A 25,316-nucleotide genomic window follows, 5' to 3' on the forward strand; every position below is an offset into this window, starting at 1 on the left:
AGTATCAGTCCCTGCAAGTTCAGCCAGCACGTTTTCCAGAAAGTGACCGACTGGATGCAATCTCAGGTCACCTGAGACAAGGCCTATCCTCAGGGCCTGACCTGCCGCCATCGCGGCACTCCAATTGGCATAAGGTTGCACAGACTGCGCCAGCATCGTTCGATAGTCCTGCGCAGCTCTCATACTTGCCAAGGCATCCGCACCGGCAGAAGAAGCCAGACAAAAGCAAAGATTACTTTGCGCACCGATCAGCGCACCATCTCGCTGCAGGGCCTGCTGATATTGGCTTGCAGCACGTTCGTGCTGCCCCAGATCCAGATAGAGATTGCCAAGATTAAGATAAGTCGTTGCTAATTCGGGTTGAATTGTCTGGGCTTTCTGGTACAGCGCAAGAGCCTCTAGCGGTTTCCCGAGCTCTCTGAGTAAATTGCCAAGGTTATTCAAAACGTCAGGCATATCCGGTCGCAATTGAAATGCTTTGACATAGGCTTGCAGAGCTTCTTCATTAAGAAGTGCATCTTTGCAGGCATTTCCCAAGTTGAACCAGGCCTCGGGGAAATCTGGCTTAAGTTGTACGGCCTCCTTTGCATGCTCGATGGCCAACTTCAGAAAACCCATCTGCAGTAAGACCACCGCCAAGGCGTGATGGCCTTCAGCAAAGTTGGGGCGTAACCCCAGGGCTTTCTGGCTCGCAGCCAGGGATTCGCTCAATCTGCCAGTTTGACGCAGTGCGATTCCGAAGTTGTTCAGCAAGTCGGCTTCATCTGGCGAGAGCTGAATGGCTCTTTGAAGAATTGGCAGGGCAGACTCCGGTTGATTTTGCTCAATCAGAAGTGCCCCCTTCAATTTCCAGCCAAAAGGATGATCCGGGTGCTCAGCAATGAAACGATCTGCCCCAGCCAAGGCTTCTGTCAAACGCCGATCAGAAAACAGTGCTACAAGTGATTCTATTTGGCTTTCGATAACGGTAGATTTCTTACTCATCCCCGCTTCTCCGCCACCACTCGAGCCACCACTGGATCATCATCCCCCAGCTTGGCCAATCCTTTGCTTTCGGTGAAGAAAATGACTTTCCAACCCCTCTGCATAAGTTTTCCCAGAAACACTTCAGGATCAATGAAGCGCCGATAATGATCGGTGAGTCGCTCATGGGGACTGAGTATTTCCCCTTGTTCCATCAATGGATCTCGAATGGTGCGGAATTCATGCAGCATTCGCCCCCCTCGTGCAAGCAGCCGATCACAGAAATCCAGCACGATGTCCTCAATATCCTCTGGAATGGCATGCAGGACAAAACGCGAATACACCGTATCCGTCTGTGCGATTGCTTGCGGCGAGAGTTCTATCAATTTCGCCAGGTCGACGAAATTGAGCGCGTGAAACTGTCCAGACGCTTGTGGGATTCGCTGGTTGTAGTGTTCAATATTGTCTGCGATTGCCAGGTCACAGCCGTCGACTGCCAGCAGCGTCAAGCCGTGATGCATGAAAGCAAAACTATCCCGACCATTGCCGCAACCCAATTCCAAAATACAGTTCTTTGCCGTTAATTGGCTTTGTAGACACCAGAGCGCAAAAGGGCTGGGATCGTGGCGCAGATTGTGGCGAGCATAAAACTCGCGCCAAAATTTTGCTGTTTGCTCGCGTAGCTGCAGCGACTCCATCAAGCATTGCCTCCCGCAGCTTCTGCCGCCCGCGACGCAATCCAATGGCCCAGTTCCAGCACAAAACCATCGTGTCGTTGTGCCATAATTTGCCGGCAATAGCCGCTTGCCTTACTCCACTCTCGACGTCTTAGCCGTTCAAAAAGTCGGTTATAGGCAAAGCAGAGCGCAACGGCTGCTGATTCTTCAGTTCGATTCTTACCAGAAATAACAGAATCAAAATAAGGATCGGGAATACGCCATTCCGCACCATAAATTGCTTCAAGGTAATTTTCCGGTGGAGATGGAATTAGCCACTTCTGCTCCAAATAGCTGTGATGCTGCAGCTTGAATGCGGGGAATCTCCACAGCAGGGGCACAGGTAAATGATTGAAGCCCGACAGCAAGGACTCACCATCCTGCTTGAAGAAAAACAGGTCGATACAGATACCTGTTTCCAGATGAGTCAGCGCAATATTCCATTCAAGATCTTGATCGCTTGAATATTCGACCCGTGGACAAACAAACCCTAAACGTTCCAGTGCTTTCAGGAGAGGTCGGCGCGGGACATCCCATCCTAGGCCAACATCCATATCCTTGTCGTGCGGCAACAAATCTCCATCGCGAACAATCCCTAGTAAGGTTCCATAGGCGAGGAAGAAACCGACTCCCAGTTTCTCCATGGCTGCATGAAACGCCAACAAAGCCCGATGGGCAACGCCCACATCCATGAACTCCTTGGGGCGGGCAACGATCCCTGCGCGGTACTGTGCGCATTGCAGACGAATTGCTTGCTGGTAGCTGGCTAGTGCGGCGCCTAAGTCACCCTTCGATTGCTGCAATAGCGCCATATTGAGGGCTGCATCCGGATCATTGGGCTGCAAGGTTACACTGCGGTGAAAGCAGATCTCCGCCTGGTCGAATTGTCGGCGTGCCAGAGCAACATCGCCCAATAGGCGGATGGCTCTAAAGTGGTCGGGGTGTCTTTGGAGCACCTTCTGAGCTGCCTGCTCGGCTTCGCCAAGCATTCCCCCCTTGTGAAAGGAAATCCCCAGATTGATTAGGAAGGCTGGATTCTCTGGCTGTAATTGCGTGGCCTGCTGAAAATAAGCCAGCGCTTGTTGCCAGTTTTCACGGTCACGCGCTAGGGCGCCGAGATTGTTGGCTACTTCGGCCAGCGCAGGGTTGATTTTCAGAGCATTTCGATAAGCCTGCTCTGCCTGCTCGGGTTGCCCCGCTGTTTGTAGTGCTGTGCCATAGTTGGCCCAGCCAATCGCATCGGCAGGAGCCTGTTGTACCACTTGGGCCAGAAGTTTCAATGCCCCTTCGGTATCACCTACTTGGCGCAAGTATTCGCCCAAGGCTACCTGATGAGAAATGACATTCGGTTCATAGTGAACTGCGTTTATCAAAGCCTTGATGGCTTCTTGCAAACGCCCGTTGCGATGCTGAGCTGTAGCCAACAATACCCAAGCCGCTACCAGATGTGGCTTGATCGTCACGGCGCGTTGCGCGGCACTGATCGCCTCGTTTAAACAGCCACTATTAGCCAGTAATTGTGCTCGGCTGGCCCAGGCCTCAGCGTATTCAGGATTGGCTGCACAAATTTGTTCGACTAAAGGTAGCGCTTGGCCAAGTTGGCCGCTAGCCGCCAGACAGGTGGCATAGACAAGCTGGTTCTCGCTGCTGTCAGGCTGTACAAGGCAGGCTGCCTGCGCATACTGCAGAGCCTGTGCGGCTTGGCGCTGCTTCAGAAACAATCGCGCCAGATTTCGCAACACATCTGCCGACTCAGGTTCGAGTGCTTGTGCCCTGGCCAATGCTTCTGCGGCTTCAGTGTCCTTGCGGACGAGCATTAACAGATGCGCTTGCAGTGTTAGGGCACGCACATCTTTAGGGTGGTGATTCAGGCGATCGGACAGCCAGGCAAGGCCCTCATCGTAGCGACCGGCATCTCGATACCCCAGCACCATCGAATAGTCTGCCTGATTGTTCATGGAATGCTTTCGAGAATTCAAAAAAAACCGCCCCGGTTTCCCGAGGCGGTCTGTATGACTTCAGTTGAAATTACGACAACTTAGCGAAGCGCAATCTCCACCAAAGCGTCCGCCAAAAATTAGGCGAAGTAGTCGGAAACGGTCAGGCTACCCAATGCGGCGTCGCCAGACTTCAGGGCGATACCGGTTACTTCGATCACCAGATCGTTGGTTGCCGAGAAGCCAGCAGTAGCATCATTAACTGCAATGAAGCTGCGAACGCTCGTGCCATCGTTCCAGGTGAAATAGACAGCTGCATTGGCTGCCAATGCTTGAGTGCTGGAAGTAACTTGGTCGCTATCGGCAAAAGCAGCAGTGGCTGCTGCACCAAGGTTTGCTGCAGTCACCAAACCAGCATTACCCAGTGCTCCCGGGGTTACCTTGGTGCCACCCGAACCAGAGAGTGCCTGAGCTACAGAACCAAACACCAATTCGATCTTATCCCCTTCAGCGTAGCTGAAATCGGTGATCTTGGAGGTAGTAGTGGAGGTTGAGCTTTGCTTGACATCCACTGCGTCGTCTTTACCAGCGAACACGAAGGTGTCAGCACCTGCGCCACCGGACAGGTTATCAGCGGCAGCGGTTGCACCATCGTTCAGACCAGTTACCAGACGGTCATTGCCAGCGTTGCCCTTGAGCACATCAGCAACGTTTGCAACACCGATCATCTTGTCAGCACCGCTACCACCTTGCAGGCCGGTTGCAGAGTTGTTGCCCGATGCATCGATGGTCAGGTTACCCGTAGCGTTGGTACCAACGATATTCACGATCTTGTTGATCGCGCCGGTGGTCAGGGTCAGATCCGAACCGCCAGTAATGTTGATCAGATTAACGTTGGAGGTGGACAAACCAGCCAGAGTAGTGACGACGTTGTCATCCGTAGTGGCAGATGCGACGTTCGCAGAAACGCCCGAGGAAACAATGTTCAGGGTTTCCAGGCCATTGGAGGTCAGGTTAGCGACAGTCACGATGGAGGTGGCGTTTGCTGCACCAGCCTTGTCCAAGGTCAGCGTCAGACTGTCCGTGGTGTTCAGCGGGTTGGTTGCATCGTTGACGTTGATCGTCAGACCAGTCGTTTGATCAGCAGTAACAGTAACCGGGGTAGCTGCGCCGAGCTTGTTCACCGTTGCAGAGGTCGCAGCGGCGAGGTTCAAACCGGTCAGACCAGTCAAAGCGGTGAAGTCGTAGGTCTTCGAGGCACCACCAACTTCGAGGATTTCGAAGCCAGAGATGTTGGCCTTAGCGGCAGTCGTGAAGACCGTCGAGGTATCATCAGCGATTGCCAGGGTGTCAGTACCATCACCGCCTGCGATTTTGGCAGAAGCGTCATAGACAATGGTGCCGATGGTCAGCTTGTCATTGCCGGTACCGCCGGTGAAGGCAGATTGCTTATGACCCGAAACAACTGTCACGCCGCCGGTGTTAGCCGAAGCATCGATGCTGGTAACCGTCGTAGCCAGAGCGGTGGTGCTCAGGTTAACCGCGCCAGCGCCCTTAACAGTCAGGGTCTTGAGGGCAGCAGCCGTGATTGCACCGGTGGTCAGGTTGGTCGTGGCATCAATCGTCGCAGCGGTCACAGTGCTGGCCGTACCCAAGGCCAGGGTGCCGATGGTGTTGGCTGCGCCAGTGGAGTTGATGGTGGCGGTAGTCGCGCCAGTACCAGCAACAGTAACGTTCGGAGCAGTTGTGCCGGTCGGGCCAACGCCGCCAGAGATGTTCAGGGTGGCGGAAGTGGCCGTAGCGACATAAGACGCAGCCTGGTTGCCCAGAACGGAAACGCCATCACCCTTGATACCGTAGGCAGCGCCAGACGCCAGATTGGTCACCGAGAGGGTGCCCGTGCCGCGATCAGCGTTGATTTCGGTGTGACCGGCAACAGTGCTTGCATCCAAAGCGGCAGACGCACCCGTCACACGGATGTTGAACACTTCAACGCCTTGAATGTCAGCACCATTCAGCGTGGTCGGCGTGCCAACAGTGGTGACATTCATCGTGTCGGTACCAGCACCACCACGGACGATGTCGGAAGCGTTGATAGTCGAGTTAGCGGCAGTTGCCTGATCAACAAGACCATTGATGATGTCGTTGCCGGAGGTGCCGGCGATGTTGTCCGCACCAGTAGTGAGCGAACCTGTCTAGGCAACCGAAAAAGCCACCCTGTTCAAGCTGTTACGCACCGTTTTTCGGTCCGTTTTGGCCACCACCCACCTATTTCCCAGCGGCAAAGCGGCACGATGGCTGACTCTGTCCCGAACGGTCGAACAAAGCCAATCGCATAACGCCGCTGAGCCACCCACCCACTCCCCACCCACAGGGTGTATTAGGGTGTCTCAACCGCCACGCCATACATCCGGTCATGCGCCAGCATGACCCGTTTTCATCGCGTCCTCATCACTGCACCAATAGGGTCTGGTGACTGGGCATCTGTGGCCCAGAGAGGCCCAAAGAGGGCCACTGTCGACGCACCCCTCATCACAGGCCACCGGTAGGCGACCGGTCTCAGATTGACGCCCTCTGGCCTCACAGGGCACTCCTGTACGCCCACCCTTCAGCGTGGACGCAACACCAACCCATCAGTGCTGATCCGAAGCCAAGCGTTCGACGGCAAGCCGATACGCTACGCTATCTTCGCGCTTGGCCACCGCCATCACCATGACGATCAGGACATCGTCTTTCACGCGATAGACGAGACGCCAGCCGAGTTTTCGCAGCTTGATTTTGTAGCACCCCTGCAAGCTGCCATGTAACTCTGAACCGGGTACGTGCGGCTGCTCCAGACGTTTCTTGAGTGCTTTGCGAAGCGGTTCCTTGACGCTGCCATCCAACGCCTTCCATTCGGCCAGTGCCGGCGGCACAAACTTGAGCCGGTACCGGGGGGAGGCGTCCTGAGTGATGTCAGATGTTGTCAATGTCGACCTCGACAGCCTCGTCTTCGTAAGCCAGACGGTTACGTACCAGCTCTACCAGATCGTGGTCGACCAGATCTTCGACCATCGCCGCGAAAAGCTTTGGCGTGATCATGTAAAAGGCCGGACGGTTGTGATTCAGCACCGCCACGGGCTTCTCACCGGCGGTACGCAGAACCTGTGCCGGGTTGCGTTTGAATTCGGACATGCTGATGGAGTAATCGGCGTAGATCGTGTCCATAGTCGGCTCCTAGAGAGTATCGGCTCCAAATATAGCGCCAAAGTGGGCGCTTTTTCAATCAGGCCGATGATGCGTCTTGCCTCACGCCTTCTAGGGTTATGGCTCCCGCCACCCGTCTCGCGCGTCCACATCCGGTCATGCGCCAGCCTGGACCGTTTTCATCGCGTCCTTATTACCGCATCAATAGAGCCTGATAAATGACGGTCTGTGACCCAGAGAGGCCCAAACAGGGTCGCTGTCGACGCTCCCCTCATCACAGGCCACCGGTGGGCTAGCGGCTCCAGATTGCCATCTCTCTGGCCTCACAGGATATACCTGGACGCCCACCCTTAAGCGTGGACGCGCCCATGTTTGAGCACATCACGGCAGACCCATGCGGTCATGACCCGTGGTGTCAGACTCCGACCGTCAGACCCCCTCCCCTCACATTCATATCATGCCTGTGATCCGGCCAGATCAGTCCCTGACCTGACGTCGGAGTCCTGTCCCCGTGTTCAGGGGATGGTCTTCACCCCCCGCTCCGGAGATCACGCCATGCCCCGTTCCACCCGTGCCCGCTTGCTTCCGCCCGATCCGCAACGCACCCGCTCCCTGAGTGAAGACGAACAGACCTTGATCGCTCAGGCGATCCGGTGCCTGGAACGTCAATATCTGGTCAAACAGGATGTCTTGACCAGTCCGGAGGCCACACGCGCCTATCTCCAGTTGCGGTTGGCGGGACTGACCTATGAAGTCTTCTCACTGCTCCTGCTCGATAACCGTCATCGCGTGATCCTGTATGAGGAGCTCTTTCGTGGCACCATCGATGGGGCGAGTGTTCATTGTCGTGACGTGGTTCGCCGCGTCATCGAGACCAATGCCGCCGCCGTCATCTTCGCGCATAACCATCCGTCGGGCGTGGCTGAGCCGAGTCAGTCTGATCTGCGTCTGACCCAACGCTTGAAGGAAGCGCTGGCCTTGATCGATGTGCGGACGCTCGACCATGTCATCATCGGTGACGGGGCGTGGGTGTCCCTGGCCGAACGCGGCTTGCTGTAGCCCCCTCCTTCCGATCCTTCCCTCTCCCTCGCTGACTCCGATTTCAACCTGATGTGAAACACCCTGTCCAGTGCGCTGGACGGGGGCTTTTGTGTGTCCACTCCCTGGAGTATCGATTGATGAAAACGTCCCCTGTCACCGCTCCCGAACCCATCACCCCGATCGACCAACACACCATCTCCAAGCTCAGTGCGCGCGCCATCGGACGCATGACCTATCAGATCGGGGTCGGTGAATCCGGCACCGTCTATCTGGCCGTGACCGCCAATGAAGGCAGCGGTTACTTCAGTCGCGAATGGGTGGCTATTCCCACCCTGCTGGAGCAGCTACGCGGGTCGCTGGAGGCCGAAGAACCCTTTCCAACCCCGGTCCTGCGGGCGGCCTATGTCAATCGGTCGATCAATAACGCCGGGTTTTTGGCCGCGATGCTCCGACATCTCGGATTGCTCAAGGCCGGTGATCCACCGCACTGGCATGTGGTGGGTGAGGACTGGATGGCCTGGCTGGCCACGCAGCAACAGCGCTATGCCGCCGGTGAACGCCTCACGATCGACCCCAAGGCGTCCAGTACCAAGAAGCGGTCACGGACTCGTTCCCGTCCGGAGAAGCACATGACCGCTGAAACCAACGCCACCATCGAGGCCAAGGACGCCCCCGATACCAACGAGTCCAGCGAGACCGATGAAACGACCGCGTGACTGTCTCGGTGGCGATCCATCCCTCCCTTTCACCCGGAGTCCCGATGTCTCAGTCATTTCTATCGTTCCGTCAATTCATGGCGCGCCAGATCGGTCATCCCGGTCTCGCGCAGCTGCTGATCGAGTTGAGTCTCGCCGTCTTGCAGCGTGCCGCTAATCCATCCTCAGTCCCGACGTTTCCCTCTGGAGCCATTCCTATGCCGACACCGTCTCAAGTCCATCACGCGATACCCCGCTTTCCGCTCGGTCGTGTGGTCGCGACCCCACACGCCTTGTCCGTTCTATCCGTTCAAGCCATTCCTCCTGAACGCTTGCTGGAACGCCATGCCCGTGGTGACTGGGGCGAACTGGAGGCTGAAGATGTCCAAGCCAATCAGGAAGCGTTGCAGCACGGCTGGCGTCTGTTCTCCAGTTATACCCTCGCTGAGGCGGTCAAGGTCTGGATCATCACGGAGGCGGATCGTTCGGTGACGACGATCCTGATGCCGGATGACTACTGAGAACACCCTCGCTGGAGAGACGGCACTGGCGACCTGGATCGCCAGTCTGGATGAGGATGCCAAGGAGTTCTTCGAAGAACGGGCGGCGATCGTTGAGTACGACGCTGGACAACCCCGTGCTGTCGCCGAAGCCGTCGCCCACCGCTTGACCTTGCTCTACCTGCAACGCCGGGAGGTCCGTGATGGATGTGATCGAACGGATTGACCAGACGGATCGGATTGCGGATGCAACGCTCCGACACTGGGTCAGACAACGGATGGCTGAACTGGAGGCCGAGGGCTTCAGCGTCTGCCTCTGGATCGTCGCACCGGACGATGATGTGCTGACCGTCTGTGCGCAAGCCTGTTGGGGCTTGGACCAGCCGCAACCATGGTCGGAGGTGTTGGCCGTGGTCGAGTATGTCGAGGAACACCCCTCCTTCTTGGCCGCTGTGGTGCCCGCTCACCACGAAGGTGGACTGATCCTGGTCCTACCCAAGGACGTACCACTCGACCCCGTGTGGCGTGCCGATTTGGCCAACGTCAGTATCACCCCCGCTTGAGGCCCGCCGGACGACGCCCTGGACCGGGAATGGACCGGGGCGATCCAGGCGTGCTTCGTCAGTCACGTCGGTCATGGCCTCAAGACCGTGCCAGTGCTACGCATCGGTGAGGTCGGTGTCGTCATCCGTCCGCCAGACACAGGGACACGAAAGACGGTGAACGAGACGTGTCTAATGATCGTTTCATCCAGACCGGAACACCGGCGTTCTTCTACCCTCTTGGGGGACAGAGTGATGGAGGCTTTTTGCCCCCGTCACCCTGTCCGGACAGCTCTAGCCCCCCTATATATAAATAAACAATAATAACAAGGCGGGTGGTCGCCGCTCTACCAGGTGACTGGCAGCCTTTCTACCAGGTTACCCCCGCTCTCTTACCCGTCCCCTTTGTTTTCGCCACCCCTCCTGAGCTGTCACCGAAGGGTGTCAGTGGCGATGCACGTCATGGCGTCTGCCGCCATCACGGAAGCGGCTGTCCAGACCCTCCACACCCGGCTTCATTTTTTCCATCGTGTCCATCCTGTACGGGAGAACTCCCCATGTCTACGACCCAGACGACCGTCACTCGCTTCAAGTTCAATCAGAAACGCCTTGAGCAGTTACCACCCCATCCGGCTGAAGCCCGCGCGACAGAAGCCGAATACACCGACACCGAGGTGGCGGGTCTCAAGCTGCTGGTATCCAAGAGCGGGCGGAAGTTTTTCTATTTCCGCTATCGTCTCGGTGACCGGAAACGGGCGCTGAAGCTCGGTGAGTTCGGGGCGATGAGCGTGGTCGAGGCGCGTAAGCGCGCCTTGGCGTGTCGGTACCAACTCGATCAAGGTCTCGATCCACGCCCCGAGACGGTGGTCAAGCCGACGGGGCCGACCTTCGCCGACTTCGCCCTGAAGGAATACCTGCCCTACGCCCAACAACACAAGCGTTCCGTGGCCGCCGACGCCAGCAAGCTCCGTTGCCATCTGCTGGCGTACTTCGGGGAGCATCCACTCGATGCCATCACCGTCCGTGACATCCAGCGCTATCAGGCCGCGATCAAGACCAGCCATTGTGCCGCCACGGCCAATCGGCATCTGTCGCTGCTCTCGGCGCTGTTCAAGCGGGCGGTGCAGTGGGGCTATCTCACGACCAATCCTTGTCAGGGGGTCCAGGCGTTCAAGGAGAACAATCGACGTCACCGCTATCTGTCCGATGACGAGATCCAGCGTCTGTTTCAAGCGATGGAGGCCGAGCCGAATCGGGTGATCGTGGCGGCGTTGAAGTTTCTATTGCTCACCGGTGTGCGGCGCGAGGAAGCCTTGCAGGCGCGCTGGTCACAGGTCGATCTGGACCAGGGGTGGCTGTTTCTGCCCCAAATCAAGAGTGGTACCGCACGGCATGTGGTCCTGAACCCGGCGGCGTTGGCGATCCTGAAAAACCAGGAACGAGTGGCGGGTAACCCCTATGTCTTCCCCGGACGCTTGCCGGGGCAGTGTCTACGCAATCCCACCAAGGGCTTCAGGCGTCTCTTGGCGGCGGCGGGGATCGAGAACCTGCGCCTCCACGATCTACGTCATAGCTTTGCTTCGCTAGCGGTCAACGCGGGAGCCACGCTGTATCAGGTGCAGCAGCTACTGGGTCATGCCAGTGCGCAGACGACCCAACGCTATGCCCATCTGAGTACCGAGGTGTTGCGGGAGGCCAGTGACGGGGTCGCGGCTCGGGTCGATCAGGCGATACAGGGGCGTTGACGCCATCCGTCATCAGGGAATCAAACTGGGGGCGGTCGGCTACACTGACCGATTCATGACCAAGCCCCCAACCCTGGACCAGAGGATGACCACCCATGTCGACTCGCCGCCCACGGCTTCCCTCCGCCCCGCCCCTGACCGCCGATGACGAAGCCCGGATCCGGCGGCAGATGAGTCAGGCTCAGTATGAAGACATCCAGCGCCGTCTGGAAGCCTACACTTTTTACTACTCGCAGGCGCTACAACTGGCCGCCCAGCTCAAGACCACCCAGCGCTATGCGCATCTGTCCCAGGCGACCCTGCTGGAGGCGGTGGAGGTGGTGGTCGAGGCGGCGGGGTTGACGGTCGAGATGCTGGAGTGAGCTGACCGGTTGAGGTGTTCCGTGTGGATGGCCTGATGCGGGCCGTCCGGACGGGACATTTTTTTCTTGGTGTGTGGCGAGGTGGTCTGGGAGAGGCGGAAGCGGGGATGAAGGCGGATCGGGATGGGCCTCAAGTTGACCAATAGAGACGCAAGACGGGTCGCTGGAGCCACGACCCTGGGGTGAGTCAGGCTGGACGAATCACCAACCAGATTGGACGTCTCTGTGCGGCCAGCTTCCGACTGTGGTCAAGCGATCCATCCTGGCTTGCTCCCGGCTGGCGATCTACCTTCACGTCATCGTCGGGCTCGTGCATCAGGCGGAGAGGCCGACTATCCAGCCCTTGAACGTCTCGCCCCCAGAAGCCTTGCCGGTGCGTACCGATATTGATACGCTCCTGCGCATGAACACCCCCATCCTGGATGTCCGCTTCTTTGCCTCCGACAGCGGCAATGAACCTGTGCGCGACTGGCTCAAGTCCTTACCGGCCAGTGAGCGACGCACGATCGGTGAAGATATCAAGACCGTACAGTTCGGTTGGCCGCTGGGTATGCCCTTGGTGCGCAAACTGGCCAAGGATCTGTGGGAGGTGCGCGTTCACCTCGCGGATCGAATTGCCCGGATACTGTTCACCGTGGTCGGCCACACGATGGTGTTACTGCACGGATTCATCAAGAAGTCACAAACCACACCACCCGAAGAACTCGACGTCGCCAAGCGGCGTCTGCAACACCTCAGGAGCGCGTCATGAATCCATCTATCGGCAGCCGTTTTGATGATTTCCTGGATGAAGAAGCGATTCTGGAAGAAACCACCGCCGTGGCGATCAAGCGTGTCGTCGCTTGGCAGATCGCGCAAGAGATGAAAGCGCAGCACCTGACCAAGACCGCCCTGGCTGAGAAGATGCACACCAGCCGGGCGGCGCTGAATCGCTTACTGGATGAGACCGACACCAGCCTGACCCTGACCACGCTCACCAGTGCCGCCAAAGCGCTTGGGAAGAATCTGCGTATCGAGCTGGCGTAACCACTGACGCGCATTCCGCTGGCCATGACATACACTGTCCTGGAACGCCCTCTCCGAAACCCTCCGTGAAGGCGGATCAGGATTGGCCCCTGGTTGGTCGATAGAGGCGCGAGACGGGTCGCTGGAGCCACGACCCTGGGTTGAGTAAGGCTGGACGAATAACCGGCCAGATTGGACGTCTCTACGCGGCCCGCTTCTGGCCGTGATCACTCGACCGATCGACCGGGCGGGCTCAGAATCCATTCGAACCCGCCCCCTTTTCCCTGCTTCACAAGAACACGGATGCGCTCACATTGAACCGCTTAGCCAGCTTTTTAGCGATCTCTTTGCTGATGCCGCGTCGGCCGCTCAAGATGTCCGAAATGCGACTCTGCGGGGCGCAGTCGGCGAGGTCTTCCTGCTTCAAACCATGTTGGTCCATCAGGAAGCGGAGCACCTCTTTCGGCTCGGACTCCTGGATGGGCGTGTGCACATCTTCATAGGCGGCCACCTGGTCGGCCAGATAGTCGAGCACGTCGGCCAGTGGGTGATGCTCGTTGTCACCGATCTCATCCAGCAGCACCTCGATGGTGGCCCGCGCTTGGATGTAGTCTTCCTCGGAGTGAATCGAGGTCACGCCGACCACGTTCTTGAACGGTATCCAGGCCCGAAGAATGGCTTGCGGTTCGGGCACCGTTTTATGTGCAAGGGCCATCAGTTTCTCCTGTTCCGCTTCCAACCATCGCGGTCGTACTCTTCATGGGTGAGCACCGCGCGGATGTAGACCTTGTGCCGGTTGTAGTGGATCGAGGCGATCAACCGGTACTTATTGCCCCCGATGTTGAACACCGTCAGCCCATCCACAGAGTCGGCGCTGGCGAACGTCGCCCGAAGGTCATTGAAATCCGCGAAGACGTCCATCTTCATAGTGCGATACCAAGCTTCCAGCGGAGGCTTGGCGTCGGGGTGCTTCGTCCAGAACTCGACCAGGATGGGCTTCGCAATCACATGCATGGAAATCAGTATATACCAAGACGGTATATTGAGGAAAAAGTTCGTGCCCGCTCAATGTGGAATTTCTCAAAGACTCGGTCTGCCCCTGTTTCTCCACCGTCGCCAGTGGTTCCAGGCTGGCCGAGCGAGGCGTCAGACGGATCGCTGGAGCCGTGACCCTGGGGTAAGTGAGGCTGGACGAATAACCGGCCAGATTGGACGTCTCTGTGCGGCCAGCTTCAGGCCGTGGTCACTCGCCCCATCCTCGTATCCGGCTCACTTCACCCCGCCCAGCCGCCGCAACAGCGGCAGGGTTTGGGTCACGAACGGCTCCAGACGCCTGGACAGCTCCGCGATCAGTTCGGGCTCGGTGGTCAGGGGCTGACCGTCCTTGAGCAGCGACTTGTTCAGACCCTGCAAGCGTGTGCGCACGCCCTGGGCCATCGCCTCCAGGGTGCCGGCGCCTTGGCGGTGGGCATCGAGCGCCATCCATTGGATCTCGTCGAGCGCCATCCCCGAACCGATCCCCGGCAGGGCGATGTATTGGTAGGGTGCGCCGCGGGCGACGGATTCGGCGACGATCTGGTTGAACTGGATGGCGGCTTTGCTCTTGGTCTCGGGCTGACAGAAGCCCAGCGCGCCGTTGTGGGCCAGGAGGCCGATGGCCTGCACCAGGGCGGATACGGTCAGGTCGGGCAGGAGCTTGTGCAGTTCGGCAAGCCGGCGCGGTCCCTTGGCCAGGGCCTCGACGATCGGACGGTAGACTGTCTCGCGTCCCGTGACCTCGCCCAGGTTGGTCTTGAAGGTCAGGGCCACGGCCTCCGGCGGCTGCAACAGCGTCACCTGGCGCTGGGCGAACAGGGCCATCTGTTCGCCCGGCCAGACCGGTGCGACGCCGCGCACGAAGACGTCGCGCCGGAAGCTCTGGTTGATCAGCAGATCCTTGTACAGTTCGCGCAGTGCCGGGTCGGGGGCCTGATCCAGCATCTGGCGCATGGCTTCGGGCAGCAGGGTGTCGTAGTTGTCGGGCAGGGTCGCGCTGCCGAGATAGCGCAGTTTGCCGAGCGCGGCCTCGTCGGCGACCTGGGTGCAGTAGAACAGGGACCAGGCGCCGTTGAAGTATTCGTGGAAGAGATAGTTGGTCTGGTGCTTGGGGTGCTTCTGCAGTTGTTCCAGACGGGCGTTCAGCCCCGGTTGGTTGCTGAAGACGGACGCATTGACATCTTTGAGCCGTTGCAGGGCCTGCAGGGCGCTGTCGAAGGACAGGGCGTTGACGCCGGTGCGGTCGGCGAACTGGCGCATCAGGTGTTGCACCGGGTGGGTAGCCAGCCAGCCCGGCAGGGCGTTGTAGCTGAAGTAGGCCAGGCCGCCGGGCGCCAGGCCGCGATCGGCGATCCGGAAGATGGCCTCGCGCACGGCGCGATTGACCCAGCTCAGGATGCCGTGTGAGACCAGATAATCGCAGGGGCTCCAGGGCAGGGTGTGGCTGTTGGCGAGCGCGATGAAGTCGCCTTCGTGGAATTCGATGTTGGTCAGCCCGGTGCGGCGTGCCAGACCGCGAGCGTGGGCGATGTGTTCGGGGTTGAAGTCGACGCCGATGAAGTGATGATCGGGGTTGGCGGCGGCCATGACGCACAGACCATAGCCTTGGCCGCAGCCCAGTTCCAGTAGGCGTCGCGTGGCGGCGGGGGGCTCGGAGCCGCGCAGCAGGGCGACCCAATCCATCCAGAGCGGGGCGCATTCGCGATAGAAACCATAGGTGTAAGGCAGGTCGGTGACGTAGCCGTGTTGCCAGTCGGACATCGAGAAGCTCCGTGAAATGAGTCAAGCGGTTGGTCCGTTTGCACGTTCCATGAACGCACTGACGGCGGAAATGATGACGAATTATCGCCGAATACGGATCGCAGGCGGGCGCTATTTCTTCACCGTGCACTCATGCCCAAGAGCAAACGGATTTCGGCCAGCCGGGTAGAACGCCGCGAAACCCACCACATTCACGCGCCGACGTTTCAGACCCGCGCCCAACAAAAAACGCCCCCGGTTTCCCGAGGGCGTTTCAATGTGACATCCAGGTCAGTGGTTCGGTGGGTTTCGTGACCCGTCGGCGTCTGTGCCAACCATCAGCGTCATACCGTGGTCACTTGACCCATCCTACCTTGCTTGTTACACAATGTAGAGGTTACCGCCCGCATCCACACCAAACCCTGCTGCAGCAATATTCTGACCCGTCAGGGTAATTTGAACATCACCGGCGGCAGAGAATGCACCATCACCATTTGCGTCAAACAGAATGACTGTATTCGCACCCGCAGTGATGATAACTTCATTCGCTGTAGCTGTGCTGGCAGCACCAACATTCGTCACAGCGTTGGCGAAGTCAAAGATGGTGCCCGAAGCCAAATCAACTGCTGTAGCTTGGAAAAGCACTCCCTGAGTTCCTGTCGAGGCTCCAAACTCGAACGTAAAGATGTTGCCCGCCGCATCGGCGTCAACGTCCGCCACAGTGGCATTGGCACGACCGAAGTCAATGGTCAGATCGCCGCCCACGTTAGTAATGCCATCGGCGACTGTGTTCGTAATGCCGCTGTTATCAGCCAAACGAACCGTCCCCGCTGTAAAGCCATCGAAGTCAACCTTGGCATTTACCTGCGCACTGGAGATGTCGATCACATTATTGACGCTCGTGGCCGAGAAATCGTCATCTGCGAAGGTCAAGGCAGTCGTGCCGCCAATGGCTCCAGTTCCAGTCGTCTGGAACACTTCAAGACCATCGATTTTGCCAGCCAGAGCCCCATCCAATGCCTTGCCATTCAGATTAACGGTCAGGGTATCGAGTGCACCCGCGCCGAGATCCACGATATCAGCGGTGACATCCAGGCCATTATCATCGCCCAAGGTCACGGTCACGGTATCGCTGCCGCCACCGGTCTTCAGCGAGTACGCTGAAGCAGCCGTCGCGGTCAGGTTGATATCGACCTTCTGGTTCGCCTCTAGAGAAGCGTCAATCGTGACATTCGCCGTACCGGTGCCATCGGTCACCGTAATCGTCGTTGCCGCATCGATATCGCCATCAGCCGTGGTCCAGGACAGCGCCTTTCCGTTCAGGGTAAAGCCCACGGTTTCGAACGACACGATATCGCCGGCATCGGCAGTAAACGTCTTATTGGTGAGCGCAACCGACAGCGAGTCGGTACCGTTACCGCCGTTGATCTGGAAGTCATCCCCATCAACGTTACCCGTCGCCAGTTCGGCCACGGTCACATTGTCAGTGCCGCCATTGAGAGCCAGCACAAACGAACCATTTGTGCCACCCTTATCGAAGCTATTGACAACGATGGTGTCGATCCCGTCACCCGTTGTGGCGTTTATGTTCTGCCCGCCGTCGAAGGTCGCCTGCGCAGAGCCCGTGTAAGCGGCCGCCGCGATACCATTGAGCAGATTGACCGTGACGGCCTCGCTCGTTTCGGCACCGGCATTGATAACCACCGTGCCGAGCGCCTGTCCAGTCTGATTCCGATAGGTGTTGGTCTCGGCGCCATCGGTCGTGGTGATCGAGAAATTCCCGCCCACTCCCGAGAACTCAACCACATCGACACTGGTCAAGGCCAGATTGGCGCCATAGTTACCCGCGCCGACACGGACGATGTCGCCAGCGGCGTTGGAACCGATCACGGCGCGGTTATAGGCGGTCACATCGGCCGCCGCAACCGTGACGGTATCCGCCACCGCACTGCTGACATCCGCCGTCTGCACGCCGCGATACAGGACGTTATTCACCTGCGCGCCGGTACCGGCGGTCAGCACGCCAGTCGTCATGTTGAAGGCGACGGGGGCGGCTTCTGCGCTGGCATTCAGCCTGAGCTGGTTGGTGTTATTGCCAACGAAGCTCTGCACGCCGGCTGCTTGAGCGGCGGCAACCGTGGCGTAACCGCCGGCGAAGCCCGGAACGTTGATGTTGCCAGTGTCCGTGGCGATCGTGACATTGCCGGTCAGATTCACCGCATTGACACCGGCCGCCGTCACCACCGAGGCCGCATCCAGGGTCGTCACGCCAGCCAGATTGACCCGCAGGTCGTTGCCGTCCAGGGTGCCGTTGCCATCCACATCCACCCAGAAACGGCTGTTGGAGGCATCGAACACCGACGACACTAAACCGCCACCGGCCAGCGCACCCTGCGCCAGGTCAAAGGTGGCCTTGGTACCCGCATAGGCCGTCGCGCCCAAGCCGCTGATGTCGATGATGTCGGTTTTATTGACAAAATCGGCGATGGTATCGGTGCCAGTCGAGTTGGATTGATTCAAGGCGGTATAGATGACGCGGTCGATGCCATCGCCCAGGGTGATGCCGTCGGCGCCGGTCGATGCGTTCACCACGTCATTGCCGCTGCCGACGTTGATCGTGTCGTTCTTCACGCCGCCGGTCACCGTGTCATTGCCGCTGCCGGTGGTGATCGTCGCATTGGCGGTGGCGCTGTAAACGACTCCCGTCAGATCGAGGTCACCAGTGGCATCGCCTGCCGCCACGGTCGTCACCTTGCTGCCGGCTGTCGTCACCGTCAGCCCTTCCACGCCGGTGATGTTCAGCGTATGGACATTGGTGTTGCCACCCAGGGTGTTGAGCAGGTTGAGGGTATGGGCGCCCCCGGCCGTCGCGCCATCGCCATTGGAGATCAGATTGACTGACTCGATGGTGCCGGACACGAAGTCAACATCTGCGACAACGCTGTTGTTCACCTTGTCCTGGCCCAGCGCAAGCGTGAACTGATCGTTGGTGGCGGCAGTTGCGCCGTCATCGATCGTGAGGGTTCCGACGTTCGCGCCGCCGCCGATACCCTGCAGGATATCTACCCGCTGCTGCGTGGCATTGAGGTTATCGATCCGCGCAGTGTTGTAGCCATTTGCCAACTCGAACCGCGTCGCATCGGCAAAATCGCTGGCATCCAGCACGTTGGCGGCATCCGCAACGTTGTTGATCAGCGTGCTCTGTACGCGGATGTATTCGACGCCGGAGATTTTGGTTCTCGCGGCGATCAGGTCGGCTTGGTCGGCGACGATCCGGTCATTACCGTCCCCGCCGGTCACTTGATCGTTGACATTAAGCGTGCCGGTGGCGAAGGTGACCTGATCGTCGCCTTTACCGCCGGTGAAAGTCACATTGTTGGCATTGCCTGCGCCGATGCCAACCGTCAGACCGCCGCCGGTCGAACCCGTGGCATCGATGGTCTTGGTGGTGTTGTTCAGGGCGTTAGTGATGGTGACATTCTTGTCGCCCGAGAAGTTCAACGTCGTGAGATCAGTGTCAAGAGTCGCAATCTTGGTGTCAGCGCCCGTCGCCACAACATTGACGGTTTCAATACCGCCATTGGGGTCACCGACACTCCCCAGCGTCACGACACCGGCATTGGAATTGTTCACGGTGAGCACCACCGCATCGGCGGCACCGGCCACGACGCTGTCCTGGTACTGGACGGTCGCATTGCTGGCGCCGGTCAGGCTGTCGAGGCTGAGGTTGGCCAGCGTGGTGAGCTGCTGGAAGACAGCCGTCTGACTGCTGTTGCGGCTGACCAGAGTCTCAAGACCCGTGGCACCGGACAGTTCGAAGGTCTGCTGTGCACCGTCGGCGGTAACTTGCAGGGTCTCAATATTGGAAAGCTCGAAGCCGGCGTAGTTTTTGGCCGCATCGGAGTAAACGCGCAGCACATCCTCGCCATTACCGCCATTGAGATTGTCGCCGGCAGTCAAAGTCGTATTGGTGCCGACGATGATGTCGTCACCCGAGTTGTCGGTGGTGCCATTGGAACCGACCATCCCAACGATGGTGTCGGCACCTGTAGTGAGCGTGAAGGTCTGGCCGGGGTTGCTGCCACCACCCTGTACCATATCCTCAATGGCGTTGTCCACCTGCTCCTGCGTCGCCGGAGTATCGGTGGTCACGGTCGCCAGGAAGTCACGCGCGCTCTGCCGCCCTGCATCCGTCTGGAAGGCCAGAATCTCCTCAGTCGTGTCGAGCGACTCGACCCACAGCCTGGAGGTCTCGATCTTGGCGTCGCGCACAGCCACATCATCTTCCTGCGCATTATAGGCGACGGTATATGCCAGCCCGGGCAGGGAGACGCGACCGGCCAGCACCTCACCGGTCCAGTAATTCAGACCCGCCGCCGCCGCATCGCGGCCAAAAAGATTCTGGAAGATCTGATTGACCTGAGCCTCAACCGACTTGCCGCCAAAAAGCGCCTGCGACTCGGGGGAGTTATAGAAGTCATCAGCGATGATGAGCCAGTTGCCACCACTCTGGTCCATCAGGCTGGTGTAGTAGGCGAGACCAGAAGGCGCCGGCGGACGGCCGAAATAGCCGAGGAACAGCGTGTAGACCTGGTTCTCATAGATGGAAGTAGCCATGCTCTAAAAACTCCTTAACGGAATGTTGGAAAACGATCTTTGCAGTACCGACAATGCTATGACGACTCAGGCTCTGTCCCGGACGACGCTGTCAATCGTGTTTCGCCGCACGAGCCCTGCATACTCATCCGCCCTGTAGAAGCGGATACTGCCCTGCCTGGACGCCGATTTCAAGCGCCAGACACACCGTTCGCGCCATCGCACCCGCGCGGCCCGCGGAACACAGCCCACCGGAAGCGCCAAGCGGTGCGGATTTGCAACGACTTTGTGATTTTAGCAAATCCAACCAAGCTTTGTGAACTTGTCGCCTGTCTTTTTCATGTCTAACATGTCGCTTTGCCACAACACCCTCGATACGCACCCCAAACGCCCCACCGGCCTCGGACCCTCAGATGTCTCTGATCCTCACCACCTCGCACTCGATCCTGACCCTGGACCCGGCCACGGGCACGACACACCGACGCCGACACGGCGAAGGACTCTACTACGGACTGGCGCGCACACCGAGCGGACAACTCCTGACCGCCGCACGCGGACGCCTGGTCTCAGCCCCCACCCCACCCGACCAAGAAACCGGCGCCATCTTCATACTGACCCCCGACTGGCGCCTGGAGACCGCCTGGCGCCCCCCCTTCCCCCTGCGCGACCTGCACGAGATCGCCTGGCACCACGACGCCCTCTGGGCCACATGCAGCCATGACGACCTGATCGCCATCCGCCGCCCCGACGGCACCTGGCAGCGCTGGTGGCCCCTCGGCCAACCCCCGGCCGCCAGCCCACCCGACTGCTTCCACTTCAACTCACTCCTGTTCGAGGACGACCAAGTCTGGGTACTCGCCCACCAACGCGGACCCAGCCGACTGCTGGCCTTCCCCATCGAGGCCGCCCTGGCCGGCCACACCGTGCCCCCGACCCGAGAGATCGAACTCGGCGTCCAGGCCCACAACATCCGGCGCCTCGATGGCAACCTCTGCACCTGCTCATCCGCCGAAGGCGTCCTCGTCAGCGAAACCGGATGGCGGCTGGAGGTCGGCGGATTCACGCGCGGCATCGCCCAAATACCGGGCGGCTGGGCAGTCGGCGTCTCCGAACTGGCCGAACGCCGCGAACGCGACCTGACCACCGGACAGGTGGTGTTCTTCGACCAAGCCTGGCGCGAAACCGGCCGCATCGCCCTGCCCGGCGAGGGCCTGGTGCTGGATCTGCTCTGGTCCGAAGACTGATCGGCGTACCGGCGCATGCTGTTCAATTCGCTGGAATTCATCCTGCTCTTCCTGCCCCTGACCCTGCTGCTGTGGCGGCTGGCGCTGGGCTGGGGCGGACTGCGCCCGGCGCTGGCGCTCCTGGTCGCCGGCTCCCTGCTCTTCTACGGCTGGTGGAACCCCGCCTATCTGCCCGGACTCGTCGCCTCCATCCTGCTCAACTTCTGGATCGGGCGCCAGATCCTGAACGCACTCGCCGCCGGTCGCAAACCCCTGGCCACCCGCTGGCTCCAGCTCGGACTCGTCTTCGACCTCGCCGTGCTCGGCGTCTTCAAATACGCCTACTTCATCGCCGACAACCTCGCCGTCCTCGGCGGCTGGCACGTCCCCTTCGCCCCCCTGCTGCTCCCGCTCGGCATCTCCTTCATCACCTTCCAGCAACTGGCCTACCTGATCGACTGCCGCCGCGGACAGGTGCGCGACCACGGGCTGCTCGACTATCTGGTCTTCATCAGCTTCTTCCCGCAGCTCATCGCCGGCCCCATCGTCCACCACCGACCGCTGATCGCCCAGCTCGACACCGCACGCAACCCCCTGCTCCCGACACGCGACCACTGGCCCCTGGCCGTCACCCTCTTCGCCCTCGGACTGTTCAAAAAGGTCGCCCTGGCCGACACCCTCGCCCGCTACGCCACACCCGCCTTCGAGGCCGCCGCCCTCGGCCCGGTCAGCGGCGATCTGGCCTGGCAGGGGATGCTCGCCTACAGCCTGCAACTCTATTTCGACTTCTCGGGCTACTCGGACATGGCGCTCGGCCTCGGGCTGCTGTTCGGGCTCAAGCTGCCGGTCAACTTCGACTCGCCCTACCGCGCCCGCTCCATCATCGACTTCTGGCGCCGCTGGAACATCACGCTCTCGCACTTTTTGCGCGACTATGTCTACATCCCGCTCGGCGGCAATCGATTGGGCGCAGGGCGACGCCGGCTCAACCTGCTCGCCACCATGCTGCTGGGCGGACTCTGGCACGGGGCCGGCTGGACCTTCGTCCTCTGGGGCGGACTGCATGGCGGGCTGCTGCTCATCAACCATGCCTGGCGTGACCGGTGCGCCCGCTCACAACGTCTCGGCACACTCGCCGCCCGCGTGCCGACGCCGGTCTGGATCGGCCTGACCTTCCTGTTGACGGCCCTGGCCTGGGTGCCGTTTCGCGCCCCGAGCTTCGCCGCCGCCCTGAACCTCTACGCCGGACTCCCTGATCTCGGCGCACTCTTCGCCGCCCTCGGCACCGCCCCCTGGTGGCCGACACCCGCCTTCTGGCAGGGCTGGCTCGACGCCGATCCGGCGCTCGCCTGGGCCTGGATCGCCCTGGGGCTTATGATCGTCTGGGGCCTGCCGACCGGCTGGCGCTGGGTCGGCTATGATCCCGAACCCAACCGGCCGCTGAAGCGGCGGTCGGGCGTGTTCCAGGGGATCATCGCGGGCCTGCTGCTCTGGATCGCGCTCAAGACCCTGCTGACCGCGCCGGCGAGTGAATTCCTCTATTTCAACTTCTGAGCCGTCACGCCATGCGCGCCTCGTCCTACTGGATCTCGCTGGTCGTCACCCTGCTGCTGCTGTCGGCGCTCTGGAGCCTGCTGTTCCGGCTCCAGCTCGGCCAGCCGGTGCCGGGCGCACGCTGGATGGCCGAGGCCTATGCGCTCAAGCAGGCGCGCGCCGCCGCCCTGCCCAGCCCCAAGGTGGTGGTGCTCGCCGGTTCCAATGCGCTCTTCAGTCTGGACTCGGGCCGACTGGAAGCGGCCTGGGGGCGGCCCGTGGTCAATCTCGGCGTCAATGCGGCGTTGGGACTGGACTACATCCTGCGCTCGGCCGAGCCCTATCTGAACCCCGGCGATCTGGTGCTGATGCCGCTCGAATATCCGCTCTACCAGGGCGACACCACGCCGAGCGCGCAACTGCTCGATCACGTCGTCGGACAGGATCCCGACTATTGGCGCGGGCGGCCGCTGCACGAGCGGGCCGCGTTCGTCGCGCGTCTGCCGGCGGCGCGGCTGCTCGCCGGTCTGCGTCGGCAGCCAGATCCGCTTCCGCCCGGCACCGGACTCTATGGCGGGCAGCATCTCGATGCGCGCGGCGACTACACCCACAACGACCCCGAGCGGCTGACGCCCGAGGAGCGCGCCGCCGTCGAAGCCGCGCACGCCGCCGCACGCGCCAAGCGCCACACCTACGGGCGCGACGATCGCCCGAACGCCCTCGGATGGCGTCGGCTGCGCGCGTTCCAGCGCCGACTCCAGGCGCGCGGCGTCACACTCTGGCTGGCGCCGCCGACGCTCATGGATCAGCCCAGCTACCACCAAGACCCGCGCGAGCGCCGTTACTACGAGACCCTGCCCGAGCGCGTGCGCGCCCTGGGCCTGAGCTTCTTCGGCGAGCCGCGCGCGTTCATGTATGCGCCCGAGGACTTCTTCGACACCCCCTATCACCTCACCGCCGCCGCCCGCGCCCGCCACACCCTGGCGCTCATCGAACGCCTGCCCAAGCCATAGGTGTCCAAAACCGTGGACATGGCCGTTATTCCGCTACTGGAAGAACATTGGACGTTGGCCGCTCAGTGGGCTGAAGGTGACTTGACAGCGTGCGCACAAATGGCGCACGATTCATCAGGTACGCATTTAGGAGTCCGCTATGACAGCCCTTGCCAAAGATACCCGGCTGCACATCCGCTGCGATCAGGAGATACGCCGTTTGCTCGACAAAGCGGCCGCGTATGCGCATATGAGCGTTTCCGAGTTCGTGCTCAGGAATGCGGTCGAGCAAGCCCAGTCGGTCGTGCAGGCGCACGAAGCCATCACCCTGTCTCAGGATGATTTCGCCGCATTCCTGGACGCACTGGATACGCCGGCCCAAGCCAACCCCGCATTGCAGCGCGCGTTCTTCCGTCACGCCAAGCACGTGCAGTAAATGGCCTATTTCATTCACGCACTCGACGGCAATGCGCAGACGACCGGCTTCGATTGTGGTGAGAAAGCGCTCGACGAATACCTGCAGCGCTATGCCTCGCAGGACATCAAGCGTGGTGTGGCGCGGGTTTTTGTGGCTAGCCCAACCGTGCAACCCCAGGTGACGGCCGGTTTCTACACGCTCAGCGCCGCCGGCATCGCCGCTGAGACGCTCCCCGAGAAGTTGCGTAAAAAACTGCCTCGCTACCCAGTTCCGGTGGCACTACTTGGCCGTTTGGCTGTGGGCCGGCGGTTTCATGGGCAGGGACTCGGTTCAATCCTGTTGGCAGATGCGTGTAAGCGTGTTGCTGCAGCCAGTGAAACGCTGGCGGTGGCCGCCATCGTTGTTGATGCCAAATCACCCAAGGCGGCTGCGTTCTATCAGCACTTCGGCTTCATCGAACTTCCCGGCGAGCCCGGCCGCTGGATACTGCCACGCTCACACTTTGCGGATTTGGCTTGAGTCGTCGCCAGGCTTTCCTGCAATCAGCAAGCGCGGGGCCGTCACACGTTTGGCGTCCAAGATGGCCAAGTCTTCGGCGCTCGCGTTATAGGCGATGGTCCTTCTCAACACACAGCCATGGCCGGAAAACCTCAAGCTCAGAGCGCGGGCTGTCGACTTTCATGGGGCCGAGTGTAGCCGATGCGCGGGTGTGGAGGGCTGGGGCGTCAGCTTTGCGCTACGCGAACCCATTCGATCCTGGCCCCTGTTCGCTCTCCTCGCGGTTGCATTGGCTCGGGAACGAGCTAGAATCAAATTCCTTACTTCATTACTTTCGGAGACTGCAATGCTGGCCAAGCGTACGAGCAAGAACCAGATCACCCTACCCAAGGCCATCGTCCAGACCGCCGGCGAGGCCGACTACTACGACGTCACCGTTCAGGACGGCAAAATCGTGCTGACACCGGTTCGCCTGCAGCAGGCGGATGCCGTACGGGCCAAGCTGGAAGAACTGGGCATCACGCAAGACGACGTGGGCGACGCCATCGCCTGGGCGAGAAAGCATGCGTCAACTACCCCCGCCTGAAGG

The 25,316-nt window shown here is 60.2% G+C and carries 25 protein-coding genes; 15 read left to right on the forward strand and 10 right to left on the reverse strand.

What is annotated here, in order from left to right; all coding sequences use genetic code 11:
* The 6 genes from HW932_RS15900 to HW932_RS15925 form a co-directional block, all read right to left on the reverse strand.
* Positions 1 to 984, reverse strand: a 984-nt coding sequence (locus tag HW932_RS15900) for a tetratricopeptide repeat protein (protein WP_176977482.1), incomplete at its 3' end; no start/stop codon positions are given.
* A complete protein-coding gene (locus HW932_RS15905; protein WP_176977483.1) occupies positions 981 to 1,661 on the reverse strand; it encodes a class I SAM-dependent methyltransferase in 681 nt (226 codons plus the stop codon). The genes HW932_RS15900 and HW932_RS15905, both read right to left, overlap by 4 nt.
* On the reverse strand, positions 1,661 to 3,637 hold the full coding sequence (locus tag HW932_RS15910; protein ID WP_176977484.1) for a tetratricopeptide repeat protein: 1,977 nt from the start codon (positions 3,635 to 3,637) through the stop codon (positions 1,661 to 1,663). Before HW932_RS15910 ends, HW932_RS15905 begins: the two co-directional genes overlap by 1 nt.
* Before the next feature lie 119 nt (positions 3,638 to 3,756).
* A complete protein-coding gene (locus HW932_RS15915) occupies positions 3,757 to 5,667 on the reverse strand; it encodes a beta strand repeat-containing protein (RefSeq protein ID WP_176977485.1) in 1,911 nt (636 codons plus the stop codon).
* 582 nt (positions 5,668 to 6,249) lie between these two features.
* A complete protein-coding gene (locus tag HW932_RS15920) occupies positions 6,250 to 6,585 on the reverse strand; it encodes a type II toxin-antitoxin system RelE family toxin (RefSeq protein ID WP_176977486.1) in 336 nt (111 codons plus the stop codon).
* Positions 6,572 to 6,823 carry a type II toxin-antitoxin system prevent-host-death family antitoxin gene (locus HW932_RS15925; RefSeq protein WP_176977487.1) on the reverse strand — a complete coding sequence of 84 codons (252 nt, stop codon included), beginning with the start codon at positions 6,821 to 6,823 and terminating at the stop codon, positions 6,572 to 6,574. The genes HW932_RS15920 and HW932_RS15925 overlap by 14 nt, the downstream gene beginning before the upstream one ends.
* A gap of 534 nt (positions 6,824 to 7,357) precedes the next feature.
* Between HW932_RS15925 and radC the strand changes: the two genes are divergently transcribed.
* From radC to HW932_RS15970, 9 genes are all read left to right on the forward strand, one after another.
* Positions 7,358 to 7,861: a RadC family protein gene (gene radC / locus HW932_RS15930; RefSeq protein WP_176977488.1), complete on the forward strand. Its 504-nt coding sequence runs from the start codon at positions 7,358 to 7,360 to the stop codon at positions 7,859 to 7,861.
* A 119-nt stretch (positions 7,862 to 7,980) separates the two neighbouring features.
* Positions 7,981 to 8,559, forward strand: coding sequence for a hypothetical protein (locus HW932_RS15935; RefSeq protein WP_176977489.1), 579 nt, complete (start codon positions 7,981 to 7,983; stop codon positions 8,557 to 8,559).
* Between the two features lie 77 nt (positions 8,560 to 8,636).
* Positions 8,637 to 9,059, forward strand: coding sequence for a hypothetical protein (locus tag HW932_RS15940; protein WP_222932407.1), 423 nt, complete (start codon positions 8,637 to 8,639; stop codon positions 9,057 to 9,059).
* On the forward strand, positions 9,049 to 9,264 hold the full coding sequence (locus HW932_RS15945; RefSeq protein WP_176977490.1) for a hypothetical protein: 216 nt from the start codon (positions 9,049 to 9,051) through the stop codon (positions 9,262 to 9,264). The genes HW932_RS15940 and HW932_RS15945 overlap by 11 nt, the downstream gene beginning before the upstream one ends.
* Positions 9,242 to 9,601, forward strand: a complete 360-nt coding sequence (locus tag HW932_RS15950) for a hypothetical protein (protein WP_176977491.1) — start codon at positions 9,242 to 9,244, stop codon at positions 9,599 to 9,601. The genes HW932_RS15945 and HW932_RS15950 overlap by 23 nt, the downstream gene beginning before the upstream one ends.
* Positions 9,602 to 10,137: 536 nt before the next feature.
* On the forward strand, positions 10,138 to 11,325 hold the full coding sequence (locus tag HW932_RS15955; protein ID WP_176977492.1) for a site-specific integrase: 1,188 nt from the start codon (positions 10,138 to 10,140) through the stop codon (positions 11,323 to 11,325).
* Between the two features lie 95 nt (positions 11,326 to 11,420).
* Positions 11,421 to 11,687: a hypothetical protein gene (locus tag HW932_RS15960; RefSeq protein ID WP_176977493.1), complete on the forward strand. Its 267-nt coding sequence runs from the start codon at positions 11,421 to 11,423 to the stop codon at positions 11,685 to 11,687.
* A 343-nt stretch (positions 11,688 to 12,030) separates the two neighbouring features.
* Positions 12,031 to 12,438 (forward strand): type II toxin-antitoxin system RelE/ParE family toxin, encoded by a 408-nt coding sequence (locus tag HW932_RS15965; protein WP_222932408.1) that lies wholly within the window; start codon positions 12,031 to 12,033, stop codon positions 12,436 to 12,438.
* Positions 12,435 to 12,713, forward strand: a complete 279-nt coding sequence (locus tag HW932_RS15970) for an XRE family transcriptional regulator (RefSeq protein WP_176977494.1) — start codon at positions 12,435 to 12,437, stop codon at positions 12,711 to 12,713. Before HW932_RS15965 ends, HW932_RS15970 begins: the two co-directional genes overlap by 4 nt.
* A 268-nt stretch (positions 12,714 to 12,981) precedes the next feature.
* Here the strand turns inward: HW932_RS15970 and HW932_RS15975 are convergent, their stop codons facing one another.
* The 4 genes from HW932_RS15975 to HW932_RS15990 form a co-directional block, all read right to left on the reverse strand.
* On the reverse strand, positions 12,982 to 13,407 hold the full coding sequence (locus HW932_RS15975) for a helix-turn-helix domain-containing protein (protein WP_176977495.1): 426 nt from the start codon (positions 13,405 to 13,407) through the stop codon (positions 12,982 to 12,984).
* Entirely contained in the window at positions 13,407 to 13,706 is a 300-nt protein-coding gene (locus HW932_RS15980; protein WP_176977496.1) for a type II toxin-antitoxin system HigB family toxin, read from the reverse strand. The genes HW932_RS15975 and HW932_RS15980 overlap by 1 nt, the downstream gene beginning before the upstream one ends.
* Before the next feature lie 255 nt (positions 13,707 to 13,961).
* A complete protein-coding gene (locus HW932_RS15985) occupies positions 13,962 to 15,488 on the reverse strand; it encodes a class I SAM-dependent methyltransferase (RefSeq protein WP_176977497.1) in 1,527 nt (508 codons plus the stop codon).
* A gap of 360 nt (positions 15,489 to 15,848) precedes the next feature.
* On the reverse strand, positions 15,849 to 20,084 hold the full coding sequence (locus HW932_RS15990) for a hypothetical protein (RefSeq protein WP_176977498.1): 4,236 nt from the start codon (positions 20,082 to 20,084) through the stop codon (positions 15,849 to 15,851).
* Between the two features lie 392 nt (positions 20,085 to 20,476).
* Between HW932_RS15990 and HW932_RS15995 the strand changes: the two genes are divergently transcribed.
* The 6 genes from HW932_RS15995 (at position 20,477) to HW932_RS16020 (ending at position 25,313) form a co-directional block, all read left to right on the forward strand.
* Positions 20,477 to 21,307 carry a hypothetical protein gene (locus tag HW932_RS15995; protein WP_176977499.1) on the forward strand — a complete coding sequence of 277 codons (831 nt, stop codon included), beginning with the start codon at positions 20,477 to 20,479 and terminating at the stop codon, positions 21,305 to 21,307.
* Positions 21,308 to 21,322: 15 nt separating this feature from the next.
* On the forward strand, positions 21,323 to 22,840 hold the full coding sequence (locus HW932_RS16000) for an MBOAT family O-acyltransferase (protein ID WP_176977500.1): 1,518 nt from the start codon (positions 21,323 to 21,325) through the stop codon (positions 22,838 to 22,840).
* An 11-nt stretch (positions 22,841 to 22,851) separates the two neighbouring features.
* Positions 22,852 to 23,832, forward strand: coding sequence for a hypothetical protein (locus tag HW932_RS16005; RefSeq protein ID WP_176977501.1), 981 nt, complete (start codon positions 22,852 to 22,854; stop codon positions 23,830 to 23,832).
* A 139-nt stretch (positions 23,833 to 23,971) separates the two neighbouring features.
* A complete protein-coding gene (locus tag HW932_RS16010) occupies positions 23,972 to 24,247 on the forward strand; it encodes a type II toxin-antitoxin system TacA family antitoxin (RefSeq protein ID WP_176977502.1) in 276 nt (91 codons plus the stop codon).
* Entirely contained in the window at positions 24,248 to 24,748 is a 501-nt protein-coding gene (locus tag HW932_RS16015) for a GNAT family N-acetyltransferase (RefSeq protein WP_176977503.1), read from the forward strand.
* A 325-nt stretch (positions 24,749 to 25,073) separates the two neighbouring features.
* The gene (locus HW932_RS16020; RefSeq protein WP_176977504.1) at positions 25,074 to 25,313 is read left to right on the forward strand and encodes an AbrB/MazE/SpoVT family DNA-binding domain-containing protein; all 240 of its coding nucleotides are present in this window, start codon (positions 25,074 to 25,076) and stop codon (positions 25,311 to 25,313) included.
* Positions 25,314 to 25,316 lie beyond the last annotated feature (3 nt).

It is taken from the genome of Allochromatium humboldtianum (genome assembly GCF_013385175.1).
GTDB classification, from domain to species: Bacteria; Pseudomonadota; Gammaproteobacteria; order Chromatiales; family Chromatiaceae; genus Thermochromatium; species Thermochromatium humboldtianum.